General features: G+C 62.5%; 12 protein-coding genes, 1 tRNA gene and 1 pseudogene. 12 read left to right on the top strand and 2 right to left on the bottom strand.

Annotation, left to right across the window (positions count from 1 at the left end):
- Positions 1-65: 65 nt before the first annotated feature.
- Together HX613_RS21515 and HX613_RS21510 are read right to left on the bottom strand one after the other, a co-directional pair.
- Complete coding sequence (locus HX613_RS21515) at positions 66-680, bottom strand: GDSL-type esterase/lipase family protein (protein ID WP_235347174.1); 615 nt, start codon at positions 678-680, stop codon at positions 66-68.
- Positions 677-4444, bottom strand: a complete 3768-nt coding sequence (locus HX613_RS21510) for a multifunctional oxoglutarate decarboxylase/oxoglutarate dehydrogenase thiamine pyrophosphate-binding subunit/dihydrolipoyllysine-residue succinyltransferase subunit (RefSeq protein WP_235347173.1) — start codon at positions 4442-4444, stop codon at positions 677-679. Before HX613_RS21510 ends, HX613_RS21515 begins: the two co-directional genes overlap by 4 nt.
- A 101-nt stretch (positions 4445-4545) precedes the next feature.
- Here HX613_RS21510 and HX613_RS21505 point away from each other — a divergent pair, with 101 nt between their 5' ends.
- The 12 genes and pseudogenes from HX613_RS21505 to HX613_RS21455 all read left to right on the top strand — a co-directional run bounded on the left by HX613_RS21505 (position 4546) and on the right by HX613_RS21455 (position 18352).
- Positions 4546-6003 (top strand): GuaB1 family IMP dehydrogenase-related protein, encoded by a 1458-nt coding sequence (locus tag HX613_RS21505; RefSeq protein WP_235347172.1) that lies wholly within the window; start codon positions 4546-4548, stop codon positions 6001-6003.
- 9 nt (positions 6004-6012) lie between these two features.
- Positions 6013-6135, top strand: coding sequence for a hypothetical protein (locus HX613_RS22415; protein WP_268827096.1), 123 nt, complete (start codon positions 6013-6015; stop codon positions 6133-6135).
- Positions 6135-7463: a hemolysin family protein gene (locus HX613_RS21500; RefSeq protein WP_235347171.1), complete on the top strand. Its 1329-nt coding sequence runs from the start codon at positions 6135-6137 to the stop codon at positions 7461-7463. The genes HX613_RS22415 and HX613_RS21500 overlap by 1 nt, the downstream gene beginning before the upstream one ends.
- Positions 7463-8518, top strand: a complete 1056-nt coding sequence (locus HX613_RS21495) for a hemolysin family protein (protein ID WP_235347170.1) — start codon at positions 7463-7465, stop codon at positions 8516-8518. The genes HX613_RS21500 and HX613_RS21495 overlap by 1 nt, the downstream gene beginning before the upstream one ends.
- A gap of 448 nt (positions 8519-8966) precedes the next feature.
- Complete coding sequence (locus HX613_RS21490; protein ID WP_235347169.1) at positions 8967-9833, top strand: M15 family metallopeptidase; 867 nt, start codon at positions 8967-8969, stop codon at positions 9831-9833.
- An 87-nt stretch (positions 9834-9920) separates the two neighbouring features.
- Positions 9921-9996: transfer RNA gene (locus HX613_RS21485), tRNA-Arg, on the top strand.
- A 94-nt stretch (positions 9997-10090) separates the two neighbouring features.
- The gene (locus tag HX613_RS21480; RefSeq protein ID WP_235347168.1) at positions 10091-10846 is read left to right on the top strand and encodes an ABC transporter ATP-binding protein; all 756 of its coding nucleotides are present in this window, start codon (positions 10091-10093) and stop codon (positions 10844-10846) included.
- Complete coding sequence (locus tag HX613_RS21475; protein ID WP_235347167.1) at positions 10843-13392, top strand: FtsX-like permease family protein; 2550 nt, start codon at positions 10843-10845, stop codon at positions 13390-13392. The genes HX613_RS21480 and HX613_RS21475 overlap by 4 nt, the downstream gene beginning before the upstream one ends.
- Before the next feature lie 45 nt (positions 13393-13437).
- Positions 13438-14613 carry an MFS transporter gene (locus HX613_RS21470; protein WP_235347166.1) on the top strand — a complete coding sequence of 392 codons (1176 nt, stop codon included), beginning with the start codon at positions 13438-13440 and terminating at the stop codon, positions 14611-14613.
- A gap of 62 nt (positions 14614-14675) precedes the next feature.
- A complete protein-coding gene (locus tag HX613_RS21465) occupies positions 14676-15578 on the top strand; it encodes a DALR anticodon-binding domain-containing protein (RefSeq protein ID WP_235347165.1) in 903 nt (300 codons plus the stop codon).
- Positions 15578-17013: pseudogene (lysA, locus tag HX613_RS21460) on the top strand (diaminopimelate decarboxylase). Before HX613_RS21465 ends, lysA begins: the two are co-directional and overlap by 1 nt.
- A gap of 31 nt (positions 17014-17044) precedes the next feature.
- Positions 17045-18352, top strand: coding sequence for a homoserine dehydrogenase (locus tag HX613_RS21455; protein WP_235347164.1), 1308 nt, complete (start codon positions 17045-17047; stop codon positions 18350-18352).
- The last annotated feature ends 1 nt before the right edge of the window (position 18353 follow it).

Genomic DNA, 18353 nt, shown 5'->3' with positions numbered 1-18353 from the left:
CCTGGGCAAAGTGTCACTCAGGTCCCAGAGACCAGACTTGTGCGGCTGTGACCGCTGTGTGGAGATCAGGAATCGCCCATGGCATCTTGGACACCGAGCCACGGGAACCACCCGCGGTGCAGAACCAGCCAGGCCAGGAGACCGTAGCCTTCCTGTCCGGGAAGATGGTCACGCGAGGATGCGATTTCGCGCTGCCACACAGGATGGCCCAGCAGGGGCGTGAAAGTATCGACATAGGCGATGCCGCGTCGTTTTGCGACATCTGAGAAGCTCGTATTGAGCTCAGCGATCCCACGATTGCGTTCGGAGTTGTACTCAGGGGGAGGCCCGATGACGAACGCCGAAACCTTCCGCGCCAGTGCCTCGTCGAGAACATTGGCCACATCGAGACGCGCTCGGGCGACGGAACGACCCGAATCGAGATCGCCCGAACCCAAAGCCAGGACCAGCCGATTGTCACCGTCCGAGGTGTACCTCAGGGACGCCTCGGCGATGGTGCGGGCATGCAGACCGGAGGAGTCCTCGTGCGGCACCGCCAAAGGAAAGACCCTGAGATCGGGAAGGCTGGGCAACGTCCTGGCAGTGACGCGTCCGACCCACCCGAGACCACGACCATCGCCGTGACCGGCGACCAGGGGGCCACCGATCACAGCAACGGTCGTCGGAGCCACGGTGCTCACCGGCGGAAGATCCGGTCGATGACTTCCTGCTGCTGGACCTCGTGGACATGCTTGAGTCCGGTTGCAGTCGCAGCGGAGGCAGGACGAGAGATCACGGTGATCTCACGCTCGCCCAGCAGCTGTGGCATGTTCAGCGCCATGAACGGCCAGGCTCCCTGGTTCTCAGGCTCTTCCTGTGCCCAGATCAGCTCTGCACTGCCAGGGTACCGGTCGAGCAGAGCCGTGATGGAGTCCTCGTCGAGCGGGTAGAGTTGTTCGACGCGCACGAGTGCAGTCTTCGTGTCTTCACGCTTCTCCCGCTGAGCCAGCAGCTCCCAGTAGAGCTTTCCGGAGACCATCACGACACGGTCGACCTTCTCGGGATCGACGACGGCATCGTCGATGACGGCCTCGAACGTTCCCGAGGTGAAGTCCTCGGGAGAGTTGGCCGCAGCCTTGAGCCGCAGCATCGACTTCGGGGTGAAGACGATGAGCGGACGCTTATTCGTCGTCATCGCGTGGCGACGCAGCAAGTGGAAGTACGACGCTCCGTTCGATGGCAGAGCCACCGTCATGTTCGACTCAGCACACAGCTGCAGGTAGCGCTCGATGCGAGCAGAAGAGTGGTCGGGGCCCTGTCCCTCGTATCCGTGGGGCAGGAGCATGACGACGCCGGAGTTCTGCTGCCACTTCTGCTCAGAGGACGAGATGAATTCGTCGATGACTGATTGGGCACCCTGCGCGAAGTCACCGAACTGAGCTTCCCAGGCGACCAGGGCATCCTTGCGCTCGACCGAATACCCGTATTCGAAGCCGACCGCCGCATACTCGCTCAACAGCGAATCGTAAACCCAGAACCGGGCCTGTTCGTCGCTGAGGTTCTGCAGCGGCGTCCACTCGTTGCCGTTGACGGCGTCGATGAGCACCGAATGGCGCTGCACGAATGTGCCGCGACGCGAGTCCTGGCCGGCGAGGCGAACAGGAATTCCGTCCATGAGCAGCGAGCCGAAGGCCAGCAGCTCAGCGAAGCCCCAGTCGATTCCGCCGGACAGCGACATCTCCTTGCGCTTCTCAAGGAGAGCACGCAGCTTCTTGTGGATGGTGAAATTCTCCGGAACAGCGGCGAAGGTCTCACCGATGTGGTGCAGAGTCTCCGTACTGATCGCGGTCTCGGCATTGTTGAATGCTTCGATGTCGCTGGGCACGTGCGGTGCGTTGAAGGCATCGCCGACATCGGGGCCGGTCTCGGCTTCCTTGGTCTCGGCGAACGCCGATTCCAGCTTCGACTGGTAGTCCTTGAGCGCTTCGCTGGCCTCCTCATCGGTGATGCACTTCCTGCCGACAAGCGATTCGGTGTAGAGCTTGCGCACCGAACCCTTCTTCTCGATGAGGGAGTACATCAGCGGTTGCGTCATCGATGGATCATCGCCCTCGTTGTGTCCGCGGCGGCGGTAGCAGACGAGGTCGATTATGACGTCGCGGTTGAATTCCTGACGGTATTCGAACGCGAGTCGTGCTGCTCTGACGACGGCTTCGGGGTCATCCCCGTTGACGTGGAAGATTGGTGCGTTGATCGACTTCGCAACGTCGGTGCAGTAGAAGGACGAGCGGGCCGAGGCCGGAGGGGTGGTGAAGCCGACCTGGTTGTTGATGATGATGTGGATCGTGCCACCAGTTCGGTAGCCGCGCAGCTCCGAGAGGTTGAGGGTCTCGGTCACGACACCCTGACCTGCGAACGCCGCGTCGCCGTGGACGAGGACGGGAAGCACGGTGAAACCGGCCTCTCCCTGGTCGATGAAGTCCTGCTTGGCGCGCACGATGCCTTCGAGGATCGGATCGACGGTCTCGAGGTGGCTGGGATTGGCCGCTACGTAGACATCGGTCGAATTGCCCGCTGGCGACGTGAAGGATCCCTCGGTGCCCAAGTGGTACTTGACGTCGCCGGAGCCCTGAACGCTGTCCGGAGACATCGTTCCGTCGAACTCACGGAACATCTGCGCATAGGACTTGCCTGCGATGTTCGTGAGCACGTTGAGACGTCCACGGTGGGCCATGCCGATGGCGACCTGTTCCATGCCGGTGTCTGCCGACTGGTTGAGGACTTCGTCGAGGAGGACGATGGCTGATTCGCCGCCCTCGAGGCTGAAGCGCTTCTGACCGATGTACTTCGTCTGCAGGAAGGTCTCGAAGGCTTCGGCTGCGTTGAGGCGACCGAGGATGTGTCCCTGCTCAGAACGAGTCAGCTCCTGATGCGGAACCTCGATCTTGGCCTGGAACCAACGGCGCTGCAGCGGATCGGCGATGTGCATGTACTCGAAGCCGATGGTCCGGCAGTAGCTCTCGCGCAGGAGGCCGAGGATGTTGCGGAAGGGCATCATCGGCTTGGCCCCGAAGCCGCCGGTGGGGAACTCGCGTTCGAGATCCCACAGGGTCAGACCGTGCTGATTGATGTCGAGGTCCGGGTGCGAGCGCTGACGGTACACGAGCGGATCGATGTTCGCCATGAGGTGTCCGCGGGTGCGGTAGGCGTCGATGAGTTCGATGACGCGGGCGGTCTTGTTGACATCGTCCTGGTCTTCGGCCGAGACGTCAGGCACCCAGCGCACGGGCTCGTAGGGCAGGCGCAGCGACTCGAAGACATCGTCGTAGAAGCCGTCCTCACCGAGTAGGTAGCTGTGGACGAGCTTGAGGAACTCACCGGATCCTGCACCCTGGATCACGCGGTGATCGTAGGTGGAGGTCAGAGTCAGGACCTTGGACACGGCCAGTTTGTTGATCGTGTGCTGGCTGGCACCCTGGAACTCTGCCGGGTAGTCGAGTGCACCGACACCGATGATGCATCCCTGCCCCTTGGTCAGACGAGGCACGGAGTGCACAGTTCCGATTCCGCCGGGGTTGGTCAGTGAGACCGAGGTGCCCGCGAAGTCGTCAGCTGTGAGCTTTCCCTGCCGAGCCTTGTCGACGAGACCGTCGTAGGCATCGACGAACTGGCGGAAGGTCAGAGTCTCAGCCTTCTTGACGTTCGGCACCAGAAGAGTTCGCGAACCGTCCTTCTTCGGCACATCGATCGCGAGACCGAAGTTCACGTGTGCGGGGGAGACCATGACGGGCTTGCCGTCACGGACATCGTAGGACACGTTCTGCGAGGGGAAGTTCTGCAGAGCTCGGATGACTGCGAAGCCGATGAGGTGGGTGAAGGAGACCTTTCCACCACGGGTCCGCTTGAGGTGCGAGTTGATGACGATTCGGTTGTCGATGAGTGCCTTTGCCGGCAGCGCCCGCACGGACGTGGCCGTGGGAACTTCGATCGAATCGTCCATGTTCTTGGCGATCAGCTTCGCCGGTCCGCGCAACGGGGTCACGGTCTCTTCGGGAGCCGGCTTCGGCTCAGTGTCCTTCACGACGACCTTGGGCACGGACTTGGTCTCGGCCTTCAGAGTCTCGGACTGTGCCGAAGACGGGGAGATTCCGCGGGGACTGTCGTCCGCAACAGAGTCGGCGCCCGAGGTGTCCTTGGCGGACTTGTCGGCAGGCTTCGCAGGAGCCTTCGATGTTGATTTCGCGTTGGACTTCGCGGCCGGCTTGGTGCCGGTCTTCGCTGCGGGCTTGGCGTCTGCAGTCTTCGCTGCTGCACCATCCCCGTTCTTTTCGTACTTGTCGAAGAACGGCCACCATGACTGGTCGACGGAGTTCTTATCGGACTTGTACTGTTCATACAATTCCTCGACCAACCACTCATTCGACCCGAAGTCGTCGACGGTGCGGTTCGGAGTATTGACGGACACGGCGTTGATCGCCTACTTCCTGATTCAAGAATTGCTGCTTAACGACATGACCAGCCTAACGCGATGTACCCGAGTATGTCCGCATAGGGGACAATAGTGTTATGCGTTTCATCTCAAATGACCCGAATAATGATCTGACCTACTCAGATGTGTTCCTGGTTCCCAATTCGTCCTCACTGACTTCCCGGTTCGACGTCGACCTGTCGACGACCGATCCGACCGGCTCCACGACGCCGATCGTCGCCGCAAATATGACCGCCGTATCCGGTCGTCGGATGGCGGAGACCATGGCTCGCCGAGGTGGCCTCGCGGTTCTGCCGCAGGACATCCCCCTATCTGCTGCCCAGGACACGATCGAGTGGGTGAAGAGTCGCGATCGCGTCTTCGAATCGGCGCTGCGGTTCTCCCCGGAGGACACGGTGCTGAGCGCACTGCACGTCCTGGCCAAACGGTCCCACGGCTACGGAGTGGTCGTCGATGACTCGGGCAAGCTCGCTGGGGTGATCGATTCGACGAGCCTCAAGGGCGTCGACCGGTTCACTGAGGTGTCTTCGCTGCTCGAACCCTCGCCGCATGTCATCCGGGCCTCGGACATCGACTGGTCCGATGGCGCACAGTTGGAGTCTCTGTTCGAGTCCATGAACGAGGCCCGGACCCCGTTCGCGGCCGTGGTCGATGACAGCGACATGGTGCTGGGATCCCTGACTCCCAAGTCGCTGCTGCGGTCATCGATTTACGCTCCCAACCTCGATGATCAGAACAGACTGAAGATCGCCGTGGCGGTCGGTGTCAACGGCAACGCCGTCGAGCGAGCCTCTGCGCTGGTCTCAGCCGGTGCCGATGTGCTGGTCGTCGACACTGCCCACGGCCATCAGGTGAAGATGCTCGACACCTTGAGCTCGATCGCGGCCGCCGATCTGGGAGTGCCCATCGTCGCCGGCAACGTCGTCACCGCTGATGGAGTTCGCGACCTCGTTTCGGCCGGTGCTCAGATCATCAAGGTCGGTGTCGGCCCCGGTGCTATGTGCACGACGCGCATGATGACGGCCGTCGGCCGCCCGCAGTTCTCGGCTGTTCGCGAATGCGCCGAGGCTGCCAGAGAGCTGGGTGCACATGTGTGGGCGGACGGGGGAGTGCGCTATCCCCGGGATGTGGCTCTGGCTCTCGCCGCAGGTGCATCACAGGTCATGGTCGGCTCGTGGTTCGCGGGCACCCACGAGTCCCCGGGAGATCTCCTTGTTGACGGTGAAGGCCGCAAATACAAGGAGAGCTTCGGCATGGCTTCGGCGCGGGCGGTGGCGAACAGGACTCGGACGGAGTCTGCGTTCTCCCGCGCACGCAAGGGCCTGTTCGAAGAGGGCATTTCTTCGTCGACGATGTACGTTGACCCAGAATCTCCCGGTGTCGAGGATCTGCTCGACGGCATCACTTCGGGCGTACGCAGCTCCTTCACCTATGCAGGAGCCCGCAGTCTCGGGGAATTTGCGGAACTCGCAACGGTCGGAGTTCAGAGCGCTGCAGGATATGAGGAAGGCCGCCCTCTGTCCAGGAGTTGGTAAGATCTAGCCATGCACAGTGACAGTCCCAGCCGGCGGGAAGCCGGCGCCTCAGACGACGACCCTCACCCGTTGAGGGTCGATCGCATCATCTACTCTGATCTCCTGACCGCGAACGGCGGGGATCGTCACTGATGGAATGGTTCTACCTTGCGTTAGCCCTCATCCTCATCTGCGGCACCGGCATCTTCGTCGCTGCCGAGTTCTCCCTTCTCACGCTCGATCGTCACACCGCAGACAAAGCGGTGGAGGACGGCATGTTCGGGGCCAAGACGCTCCGTCGTTCGATGACCCACCTGTCCACGCAGCTGTCTGCTGCCCAGGTGGGCATCACCATCACAACCCTGCTGACCGGTTATCTGATGGAACCGTCCTTGGGCAGACTCTTGGCTCCAGTCTTCGAATCGTTGGGCGCGAGTCCGGGCCTCGCAGCCCCGATCGCCCTGGCGATCGCTCTCATCGCGTCCACGTTCCTGTCGATGATCTTCGGCGAGCTGGTGCCTAAGAATCTGGCGATCGCAGTGCCGTTGGCAACTGGCCGCATTGCCGCGCCGATGCAGTATGCCTTCTCCCTCGTCTTCAAGCCCGTGATCAGCGTGCTCAACGGCACCGCGAACAAGATTCTTCTGTCCTTCGGCATCGAGCCTCAGGAAGAGGGTTCGGTCGGTCGGTCGCCCGAAGAGCTCACCTCTCTGGTGCGTCACTCCGCTGAAGAGGGAATGCTCGATGAGCAGACCGCCGATCTCCTCGAACGGACTCTGAGTTTCTCCGAGCGCACCGCAGAGGACGTGATGACTCCGCGCACACGCATGTCATCGGTGGTCAAGGATACGACCGCGCGCGCGATCATCGAACAGGCCCGAGAGACAGGGTTCTCCCGCTTCCCGGTGGCCGGCGAAGATAAGGATCATATCGTCGGCGTCGTCCACGTCAAACAGGCCTTTGCGGTTCCGCTGGCCAATCGTGACGATGCATACGCCGGAGGACTGATGACCGAGGTGACAGAGATTCCTGAAACGCTCCGGCTCGATCCGCTTCTCATGGAGCTTCGGGCCAAGGGCCTGCAGATGGCCGTCGTCGTCGACGAATTCGGCGGCACCGCCGGTGTCGTCACGCTCGAGGATGTCGTCGAAGAGCTCGTCGGTGAGGTCGCCGATGAGCACGACCGGATGCGTGTGGCGGCACGGCCGGCCCGCGATGGCACATGGATCGTTCCGGGACAGCTTCGTCCCGACGAAGTTTCGTCGACGATCGGACTCGAGATACCGGAAGATTCCGATTATGAGACTCTGGCGGGCTTCGTCCTCAAAGAATTGGGGAGGATCCCAGAACCAGGGGACCAGATCCGAACTGATGACGCGCTGATCCGCGTCGAGCGGATGCATGGTCGCCGGGTCGAGAGATTACGCATTCTGCTTCGTGCGACCGACGCAGCCGGCTATGAACAGGGTGGTGAATTCTGATGAGCGCTGATTGGTTCGGCCTTATCTGGCTCGTCGTCCTGCTTTTGGGCAACGCCTTCTTCGTCGCCGCCGAATTCGCGGTGGTCGCGGCCAAACGATCACAGCTCGAGCCCCGGGCTCAGGAGGGGTCGTCTGCGGCGAAGACCGCTCTCTACGCGATGGAGCATGTCTCGGCGATGTTGGCGATCTGCCAGCTCGGAATCACCGTCTGCTCTCTGCTGTTGGGCAACGTCGCAGAGCCGGCTATCCACCATCTCCTGTCAGGGCCGCTGGAAGGATTGGGCATTCCGGCCGGGCTGTCCTCGACGATCTCCTTCATTCTGTCTCTGGGCGTCGTCACATATCTGCATGTCGTGATTGGTGAGATGGTGCCGAAGAACATGGCTCTGGCAGCCTCGGCTCGCGCCGTGATGCTGCTGGCGCCCCCGCTCGTATTCCTCTCCCGCGTCTTCGGCTTCGTCATCAAACCGCTCAACGGTCTGGCCAACTCGATCCTGCATCTGTTCAAGATCGAAGCACGAGACGAGGTCAACGAGGCGTTCACGATCGAGCAGGTTGAGTCGATCGTCGCCGAGTCCAAACGCGAGGGTCTGCTCACCGACGATACCGGGCTCCTCAAGGGCGCACTGGAGTTCAGCGACAAAACAGCCGCCGACATCATGGTCCCGATGTCCGAACTGATCACCATCTCTTCCAGTGTGACTCCTGATGAGCTCGTCACCATGGTCGGAAAGACCGGGTTCTCGCGCTATTTCGTCACCGACGAGGACGGGTATCCGCAGGACTATCTCCATATCAAAGACGTCCTCTATGCCGACAGCACGCTCGAATACGGTGCACCGGTTCCGACGAAGAGATTCCGCCCCCTGTTCACGGTGACTGCGGGTGACGAAGTCGAAGAGGCCCTCTCCCAGATGCAGAAGGTCGGCATTCACGTCGCCAGGGTCGTGTCTGCAGAGGGGAACGTGCTGGGACTGCTCTTCCTCGAAGACGTCTTGGAAGAGCTCGTTGGGGAAGTCCAGGACGCCATGCAGCGAGGTCGGCATGAATACTGAGCATGACATCACGCAGGCACGGCGATGAATGTGTGACACGCGTCATCCAAATGCCCGTTCCTTTATAACAATATGTTACTTATGGCCCCCGCCGGAGCCCGCAAATACGCGATCTGCGACGTTCTGGTGGGGGTTGAAAGACGTTAAACACCAGGTCACACGCCACGTATGAACGGAAAGTGACAATCTGTAACGACCTCGTTATAGTGTTGTGACATAAGGTTTTCGTTCGCCCGGATACATGGCGGCCGAAATACGGACAACAGTACGGAGTAATATGTCGAGTGAGTCCTCGACCGCAGAGATGCCACTGGTTCGCCGGCGCGATCTGCGCAAGCAGCACACATCTTCACCTGTGCCATCTGTCTTTTCGAAACAGACCGCGACATCGGCGTCGCAGCATTCGGACCCGACTCCATCCGCACCCCTTTCGCCGCGTCGCGCCGCGATGGCTGCAGAAGCCAGGGCCGCCGCAGGATCTCCCCGGCGGGCCGCGATGGCCAAGGAGGCCTCGGCGCGTCCCGACCATGGCGGTTCGGCCTTCGTGGGCGCTCGCATGGGCAGCCGCGGATCTGACGGTTCACTGCTGCGTTCGGTGCGTCGACGTCGTGTGACGACCTTCTCGGCCCTGGCTACTGTCTCAGTCACAGGAACCGCGATCGCCGCCGTCATGGTCGCAGGCAACATGAGCGGCAATCAGGAAGTCAAGGTCGACGAGACTGCTGCCGACAGCCAGACTCGCGCCATCAATTCCGAATCCGTCTCCGCCGATATCAAGGCAGACGACGAGAAGACGAGTATGGCCATCGGCGCCCCGAGCGCCAAGCAGACCAAGGTCGAGGCCGCTTCGCGTGCCATCACCAAAACCGTGCTTCCCGGATGCGAAGGCGAGGTTCCGAAAGGCGAGGTATCGAACGGTGAGGTCCCCGAAGACTGGCTGTGCGATATCGGCGTCGGCAACCACCAGCTGCGTTCGGACGCTGCGGTATCCTTTGCCAAGATGAACGCTGCGTTCAAGAAGGACACGGGCAAGGAGCTGGCTGTCACCGACTCGTATCGGTCGCTGGAATCTCAGATCTCCGTTGCAGAACGCAAGCCCGGATTCGCTGCTCGCCCCGGCACGTCCAACCACGGCTGGGGAATCGCGCTGGATCTCGGTGCAGGAACTCAGAACGGAACCGGCGTGCAGTACGACTGGCTCGTCGCCAACGGTGAGAAGTACGGTTGGGAGAACCCCGATTGGGCCAAGCGCAATGCCTATGAACTCTGGCACTGGGAATACGTTCCAGGGCGCAAGGACCTCAAGGGCGCCTGATGCCGACATCCGCGTGCAATCGAGACTCGATTGCACGCGGTTTCGTTTTGGGGAGCACCACAAGTCGGTGATAGCATTACATCCGTTGCCCGCGTAGCTCAGTGGATAGAGCGTCTGCCTCCGGAGCAGAAGGTCGTAGGTTCGAATCCTGTCGCGGGCACCACACACCGTCCTCCTCATCAGCTGAGGTGGGCGGTTTCTGCTACCACCGATTATGGTGGTTCCTAAGCAACCTCAACCAGCTGATGAAGGCCCTGATGTCGACTCCTGCGGATGTGACGAACGCCGATGTCGTGCTCAGCGCACAATCGGTGCGAAAGAGCTTCGGCCGCGGCGACACCGCTGTGACAGCCCTCGATGACATCACGGTGAACTTCGAAGCCGGCAGGTTCAGCGCGATCATGGGACCCTCGGGCTCAGGGAAATCCACGTTCATGCACGTCCTCGCCGGACTCGACAGAGTGGATTCCGGAACCATCACGATGGGCGGCCAGGACATCACGGGTCTCAATGACAAAGAACTGACCCAACTGCGGCGAGACCGGGTCGGATTCATCTTCCAAGCATTCAATCTTGTTCCCACGCTTTCCGCTGAACAGAACATCGAGCTGCCGGTGTCCCTGGCTCGGAAGAAGATCGATCCGGAGTGGAAAGCAGAAGTCGTTGAGCGTCTTGAGCTGGGGGACCGGCTCAAACACCGACCGCACGAACTCTCCGGTGGCCAGCAGCAGCGCGTTGCCGTGGCTCGCGCCCTTCTCACTCGCCCGGACGTGATCTTCGCCGATGAGCCCACAGGCAACCTCGACTCCCAGGCAGGAGCAGAGGTGCTGGCCCTGCTCCACGGTGCAACCACCCGCTACGGGCAGACGATCATCTTGGTCACCCACGACCCTGTAGCCGCCTCACACGCCGATCGCGTCGTGCTCCTCAAGGACGGACGAGCCGGGGGAGAAGTGCAGCAGCCGAGCAGGGAATCCGTGGTCTCCGCGCTGGGTGAGCTGAGCGATCTGTGATCGCAGTCGCTCTGGCGGAGATCCGTATCCACTGGGCGCGATTCCTCGCAGTGGGTCTCGGCATCGCGCTGGCAGCAGGATTCGTCGCCTCGACCCTGATCATCAGCTCATCACTGCAGACAAGCCTGAAGGAATCGGTCGGGCACACATTCTCCGAATCGGACCTCGTCATAGTTCCGGGCCAGGACGTCTTCGTCAATGGGCAGGAAGTCTCTCCTTTGGCGAAGCCTCTGGAACGAGTCGACGGGGTCAGCGGTGCGGCCGTCAATGCTCGCACCACGACGACAGGTCGAGGTCATTCCTTCTCTGAGAGCACGTTCGCTCTAACTCCTGCACCCGCGGATACGAGCCTGGACACGTTCTCCATCACCGAAGGCACACGACCCGACTCGATCACCGACCTGGTCCTGGACGAGGCCACTGCGACAGATCTGGGTGTGGGCATCGGCGACGAGATCCGCTTCTCCGTTGACGCGGTGTCCGTCGGACCTGATGAAGATTCGATGCCCGTCTACCGGGGACCGAGCCAGAGCAACACGACATTCACCGTGGTCGGTTTGGCCTCCATGGGCAGCGGTCCCGCTACTGCAGGCATGCACCGAGGAATGACAACCTCGGCGAGCTATCAGGAGTACTTCGCTCAACAGGGCGACGTCATTGCGATCCAGATCGCGCTTGACGCGGGTGCGGATCCGGCCGCGGTTCTCCCGCGTCTGCAGGCGACGATCGACGACTCTGCGCTGCAGGGGAGCCTGGAGGCGATGACCGTCTCCGATGCCGTCGACGTCAAAGCCGAACGGCTCTCCGGCGGCAACGAGGTCATCACCTGGCTGCTTCTGGCCTTCGCCGGCATCTCCGTCATCGTGGCGATACTGGTGGTGTCCAACACCTTCTCCGTCATCGTGGCCGGGCGCCGACGCGAACTGGCACTGCTGCGCTGCCTGGGAGCCTCACGTCTTCAGCTCTACGGGTCTGTCGTCACGGAGGGGACGTTCGTGGGGTTGCTCGGGTCGATCATCGGTGTGGCCGTCGGAGCAGGCTTCAGCTTCTGCCTCGCTGCAGGAGCGAAGCAGATCTGGCCCAACGAGTTCGACTACCTGAGTCTCAGTGTGCCCCCGTCGGCATTGTTGATCGGCATTGCCGTCGGGGTGCTCCTCACGGTGCTCGCCACCATCCGACCGGCCCGCAGCGCAATCGCGGTGACGCCGCTGGAGGCGATGCAGCCCTTCGACGAGGCGCTGTCTCCCTCCCGCCAGAGCAGGCTGCGCCACATCGTCGGGTGGTCGAGCATCGGCCTCGGAATCGTGCTCCTCCTCGCCTCGATCTATCTGATCGAACAGTCGCAGGCATGGATCCTTGGCGGTGCTCTTGGGGGAGCGCTGCTCGTCTTCGGCCTTGTGCTGTGCTCCGTGATGATCATTCCCCCGATTGTCGCCGCCATCGGTGACCTGGCCTTCAGCCCCTTCGGCATCCCGGGTCGACTGGCCACCCTGAACACCTTGCGCAACCGGCGGCGAACAGCAGCGACCGCAACCGCACTCATCATCGGCGTCACCCTTGTGGCGACGATTCTGGTCGGCGGAATGTCAACGAAGGCAACGATGGGTTTCGGCCTCGACCAGCGTTTTCCCATCGACATCGCTGTCCCGCTCGAAACCACCGTCGACCGCGACGAAGCCGACGACGTGCGTGACATCAAGGGAGTGGAGGCCGTCGTCGTCGCTCATCGGGCACAGGTGATCGGCGATCACGGTGACTCGCCCCCCGAGCTCTATGTCATCGATCCCGAATCCGCGCAGACCGTGATCAGCGCGGGCGCCGAGGCCCCGGTTGCCGGGAAAGTGCTCGTCCCCAAGGACTTCGCTCGCGACAGCATCCGCATCAAGGGCCTCACCGAGGCGACGGTTCCGGTTGAGAAGGCCGGTGACTCGAGTCTGGTGTACTTCACCACCCCAGATGTCGGCAACGACCTGGGCGTGTCCGCAACCTCCACGTCCGTTCTGGTCAGAGTCGACCCGAATGCCTCAGTCTCCGACATCTTTCGGATCCAACAGGACGTGGCCGAAGCACTCGACGTCACCAGCGACGAGGTAGCCGGTTCAGCAGTGGCTCGTGGCCAATACTCCGAGTTCATCGACGTGCTTCTCATTGCTGCTGTGGCCCTCCTATTCGTTGCGGTCCTCATCGCCCTGCTCGGTGTCTCGAACACGGTGAGCCTGTCGGTGATCGAACGTCGGCGGGAGAATTCACTGCTCCGGGCTCTGGGCCTGAGCATTTCCCAGCTGAGATCACTTCTCGCTCTCGAAGCCACCCTCATCTCCTCGGTGGCGGCGCTCATCGGGCTCCTCCTCGGTGGGGCGCTCGGCATCGTCGGCACCCATCTGATCACGCACGACTATTCCAATCGGCTCATCGTTGACTGGTCTCTTCCCTCCACCGTGGGCATCCTGCTGGTGGCGATCCTTGCGGGGCTGCTCTCCGCCTTGGCACCGGCCAGACGGGCCGCGCGGCTGTCACCGGTCGAGGGACTCAAGCAGGAGAACTGACCCCGCCGACGCTGGTGCGGTGGACAGGATGATAGAAATGCAAGCATGAAATCTGCGTGGGCATCCGGACTGATCGTCATCGGAATCGTTGTCGCAGCATTCAACCTTCGCCCGGGCGTGACCGGCCTGTCACCGCTGTTGGACGCGATGGGCTCCGAGATCCATCTCAGCGCGGTGTTCCTGGCAATCATCGGGATGCTGCCGCCGCTGCTCTACGGAATCAGCGGCTTCATCACGCCACGGCTGTACAACCGGTTCTCCGGACTGACGATCTCACTGGGTGTGATGATCATGATCACGGCTGGCCTGGGCCTGCGCGCGATCGTCGATTCTCCCGCACTCTTCCTGGCACTCAGCGTTCTCGCACTGCTGGGCATGGGCATCGGCAACGTAGTCGTGCCACCGATCGTGAAGTCCTACTTCCCCGACCGTGTCGCACTGATGTCGACAGTGCACGTGGGGCTGCTGCAGCTGGGGACTTTCATCCCACCACTCGTGGCAGTGCCGCTGGCATCGAAGTTCGAATGGCGCGGTTCTCTGCTCGTGTGGGCTGTCTCCGCGGCACTGGGGATCGCCGTCTGGGCAGTCATCGTTGTGCTCAGACCAGCACCCCGGTCGCAGGTCTCGGCCACGGTCGTCGGCGGAAGCGAACTGCTGCGACTGGTCAAGACCCGCCGCGCCTGGGCACTGATGACGATGACCGGACTGACCTCATTCAACAATTTCATCCTATTCACCTGGCTGCCTACCCTGCTGACACGAGCGGGCTTCGACCCGGCATTCGCAGGAGCCATGCTCGCTCTCGTGACCGCCATCCCCCTCGTCCTCGGGTTCGTCCTGCCGCTTCTCGCACAGAAGATGCGCACAGCTTCGCCGATAGTCGCGGCCTTCTCCGGCTGTCTAGCTGTCGGTTACCTCGGCCTATGGCTCATGCCGCAGGCAGCACCAGTGCTGTGGACGGTCCTGTTGGGCATCGGAATCTCGACCTTCCCGCTGGCTCTGACCCTGATCACCCTGCGCTCACGCAGCGCCGAGGCCTCGGCGGCACTGTCCGGCTTCGTTCAGGGCGGTGGGTACCTGATGGCTGCGACCGGCCCCCTGATCTTCGCCTTCCTGATCCAGAGCTTCGATGTGATGTGGCCGGCTTACGCCGTGGTGCTGGCCTCTACCGTGGTCAAGTTCGCAGTCAGCTTCTCCGCCTGTCGTCCCGGCTCGATCTGATCCAGACAACGACGATGACACCTGATTCGCCGTCGACAACCGGACACGAGTAATCTGAACTGGTGACCCCGGAACTTCTGCAGACCGCTCTGGCGCGTGCACTGGCGAGCAGCGCCGCCGCACGAGGAATCGACAGCGACCCTGTACCGGACTCGACCCTTCGCAGGGCGCAGGCACAGCCTCACTGCGACTGGGTCTCGACCATCGCACTGCGCAGTGCCGCATCTCTGCACACCGACCCCAGAACCTTGGCAGAGGAGTTCGCTTCACGACTGCGCGATGACACCGGAATCACCCGTGTCGACGTCGCCGGGCCCGGGTTCCTCAACATCACAGTGAGTTCCAGCAGCCTCGCCCAGGTCGCCGCCGACATCGTCGGCTCAGGCACGGCATTCGGTCCTGATCAGGACACGGCAGCGCGCATCGAAGCCACAGTCGATGAACGTATCGCTTCCAACCCCGAACTGCGGACTCTGCTCCCTGTAGTGGGCAGCGACTCGCTTCGCTTCGTGGCCGCACGCAGCAGCACAGCCTCATCGCATGCGGCAGACGTGGGACTGCTGCGCACGGCCCGCCCGGACAACCCTGTGTACCTCGTCCAGGTCGCGCACTCCTCGGCCTGTCGCGTCGAACGCCGCGCGGCGGCGGCCGGCATCAGTGCAGCGGGCTTCGACCCGAATGCCCTGACCGATGCCACAGAGACCGCGCTGGCTGCAGCCCTGGCAGACTTCATCACCACGACCGACGCCGCCGCCTTCGCAGACGAGCCTCGGCGCATCACCTGCCTCCTCGAAGCCACCGCACAGCTGTTCCTGGACTGGGCGAAAGCATGCCCAGTGACACCGAGCATCGATGAGGACATCACACGACTCCACGCTTCCCGGCTGGTCCTCGACCGAGCCGCCATCATCGTCCTGGCCACAGGACTTCGACTACTGGGCGTTCGCGCCCCGGAGAGGATGTAATGCCTGCCCATATCGCCGGCACCATGCACGCCACCCCTGCACCCGTGTGGCTGCCCTACCCCGAGGACGTCAACGCCCTCCTGCCCAGCTTGTGGTCCGACAACGTGACGAAGTCCGACTCCGGTGTCCTCACCGTCGCCGGGCACACAGTCACTGACCTCGCTGAACGCTACGGCACCCCGACCCTGGTCATGGATGTCGCCGATTTCACCGCTCGCGCCGAGAACTATGTCAGCGCGTATTCGGCCGCATTCTCCACGGAAAAGGGACTGTCCGGTGTCGACGTCTTCTATGCGGGCAAGGCATTCCTGTGCACCGCTGTCGCCCGGTGGGTCCACGAGGCGGGTCTTGGCCTCGACACCTGTTCCCTGGGAGAGATGATGGTGGCCCGCGCAGCAGGAGTTCCAGGCGATCGAGTCGGTCTGCACGGCAACAACAAATCTGTGGCCGAACTCGAATACGCCCTCGACTACGGTGTGGGACGCATCTTCGTCGACAGCCTCGACGAGATATCCCTGCTGGAATCGATCGCGGCCGCGAAGGGCACCGTTGCCCCAGTGATGCTGCGGGTGACGGTGGGAGTCGAGGCACACACGCACGATTTCATCGCCACGGCTCATGAGGACCAGAAGTTCGGGCTCTCGGTCTCCGCCGGTGCAGCAGCAAGGGCCGCCGAGGCAGTGGCGAACTCACCACATCTGCGTTTCGATGGTCTGCACTCGCACATCGGCTCGCAGATCTTCGACATCTCCGGCTTCCAGGTCGCTGCCGCCCGTGTCCTGGCCCTGCGAGCGGAGATCATGGACGAACACGGTGTCGATCTGCCCGATGTCGACCTCGGCGGTGGCTTCGGCATCCGCTACACCTCACAGGACACGCCCATTCCGGTGGCCGAGATGGCCCAGGAGCTCGCTGCGGTGGTCGCCAAGGAATGCCGCGGTCTGGGCACGAACGTGCCGCGGATCTCCATCGAGCCCGGACGCGCGATCGTGTCCCCGTCTATGTTCACCCTCTACCGGGTCGGCACGGTCAAAGAGGTCGACACCGACAACGGTGTGCGCACCTACGTCGCCGTCGACGGGGGATGAGTGACAACATTCGGACAGCTCTCTACGATGCCGACTATTCGTGTACCTTGGCCAATCGGAACTCCAGTTCCGATCCCGCCATCGTGCGCGTCGTGGGCAAGCACTGCGAATCCGGTGACATCATCGTCCGCGACGAATACATGGGATCCGATGTGTCCTCCGGGGATCTCGTCGCGGTCCCGAGCACCGGTGCCTACTGCCGGTCACTGGCCAACAACTACAACCACCTGCCCAAACCAGGGGTCCTGGCCGTGACAGCGGATAAGGTTGAGTGGATTGTGACGCCCGAGGACTACTCTCAGATGTTGCGCAGCGATCCGGGAATGAACGTCGGTGAGCGCGTGTGAGTGCCATTGAAGACAGCGAAAAGGTGAACAGATGCAGGCTTTGAAAGTTGCCATGCTCGGATGTGGGGTCGTCGGCACCGAGGTCGCCGCCCGCATCCAGGACCGGAGCGAGGCTCTGGCCGAACGGATCGGTGCGCCTCTTGAGCTGAGCGCAATCGTCGTCCGCGACACCGCGAAGCAGCGTCCGGGGATCGATCCGAGCCTGCTGACGACGGACGCAGAGACTGCCATCGCTGACGCCGACATCGTCATCGAGCTCATGGGCGGCATCGAGCCCGCCAAGACGCTCATCCGCTCGGCACTCGACCACGGCTCCTCCGTCGTCACAGCCAACAAGGCCCTGCTGGCCGCCAACTACGGTGAGCTCATGTCCGCAGCGGACACGGCGGGTGTCCGTCTCGAACACGAAGCCGCCGTCGCCGGTGCCATTCCCATCATCCGTCCAGTCGGTGACTCGCTGGCCGGGGATCGGATCGACCGGATCATGGGCATCGTCAACGGCACCACCAACTACATCCTCGATCAGATGGACTCCGAGGGGTGGGGCTTCGATGAAGCGCTCAAGACCGCACAGGAGCTGGGATTCGCCGAGGCGGACCCGACCGCCGACGTCGGCGGACATGATGCTGCGGCCAAGGCCGCGATTCTCTCGTCACTGGCCTTCCACGCTCCAGTCACGATCGACGATGTCCACGTCGAAGGAATCGAGGACATCACCCCCGAGATGGTTGCCACGGCTCGGGACCAGGGATTCGTCATCAAACTCCTCGCCGTCTGCGAACGAGTCAGCGAATCGCCTGCCGGGCCGGGGCTGTCCGCTCGCGTCTACCCGGCGCTGCTGGGACGCAATCACCCTCTTGCGACGGTGCGCGGCGCCTTCAACGCGGTCTTCATCGAGGCCGAGGCCGCTGGTTCGCTCATGTTCTACGGTCAGGGCGCCGGCGGCGAACCGACCGCGTCTGCGGTCCTCGGCGATGTGGTCTCCGTAGCCCGTCGCAAGGTTCTCGGCGGTCGGGGACAGTACGAACGTCCCTTCCACAAGGACTCGACGATCCTGCCGATATCGGCGATCACTACGCGGTACCACATCACTCTCGACGTCGTCGATCGTCCGGGCGTCCTCGCAGCAGTCTCCGAGGTCTTCTCCGATGAAGGCGCATCGATCGAGCTCATGCGCCAGACCGTGGGAGAAGTCGACGAACAGGGCACTCAGCACGCGAAACTCGTGCTCGCCACCCACTCGAACACCGACGCGATCCTGCGGGGAACGGTCGACCGCCTCGGCGGCCTTCCCGTGGTGCGCGCCGTCAAATCCGTGATCCGTGTAGAAGGACAGTGAG

The sequence above is a fragment of the Brevibacterium sp. UCMA 11754 genome (assembly GCF_021532275.1).
Taxonomy (GTDB): Bacteria; Actinomycetota; Actinomycetes; order Actinomycetales; family Brevibacteriaceae; genus Brevibacterium.
The sequence above is the reverse complement of the archived record's forward strand: the minus strand, read 5'-3'. Positions and strand labels throughout refer to the sequence as shown.